Source organism: Vibrio sp. YT-19(2023) (assembly GCF_033337395.1).
Genome location: NZ_JAWOQN010001214.1, coordinates 1 through 507 on the forward strand (window position 1 = coordinate 1; position 507 = coordinate 507).

The 507-nt window shown below is 43.8% G+C and carries 1 protein-coding gene; it reads right to left on the reverse strand.

Annotated elements, in window-relative coordinates; all coding sequences use genetic code 11:
• Positions 1-257 precede the first annotated feature (257 nt).
• The coding region (locus R7E78_RS30910) for a hypothetical protein (protein ID WP_318059241.1) at positions 258-507 on the reverse strand (250 nt) is incomplete at its 5' end.

The window sequence follows — 507 nt, forward strand, 5'->3', positions numbered from 1 at the left end:
TCGGAGCGTATTGCGGATAAATTCTATTCTTGGCTTGCTGATGGTGGATTAGAAGACAGCTTAATTGAGACTCTATCGGACAGAGAAGTGTCGGTGGTCGGTATTAGTGATATGGATAACGAAACGCGCGACGTGGTGATTACGACAGAAATGAATTAGCGCGTTGTGCGCGGTCAAAACCAAAAGAATGCGATAAAACAAAGCCCTTCGTCGGAAGGGCTTTGTGCGTTTAACTCGTCTTCTTTTGTAAAGTGGATTTAATGATGAACGAGCGTTAAACCGCTTGGTAAAGCATCACCGAAGACACGTTTTGACTCGCTTTCTGAAAGCTCTTTCACTTCTTCAACCAGCGATACCCACGACTCAGGTACTTTGCTTTGTTTGAGTTTTGTTAGAACTTGTTCCCGGTAGTCGTCAGAAATATCGAATAATCGGTCACCCGTCTTACGACAAATCATTACGGCTGCGAAAGCGATCATTGGTTCTTTCAGCCAATTTTGTTCCAAA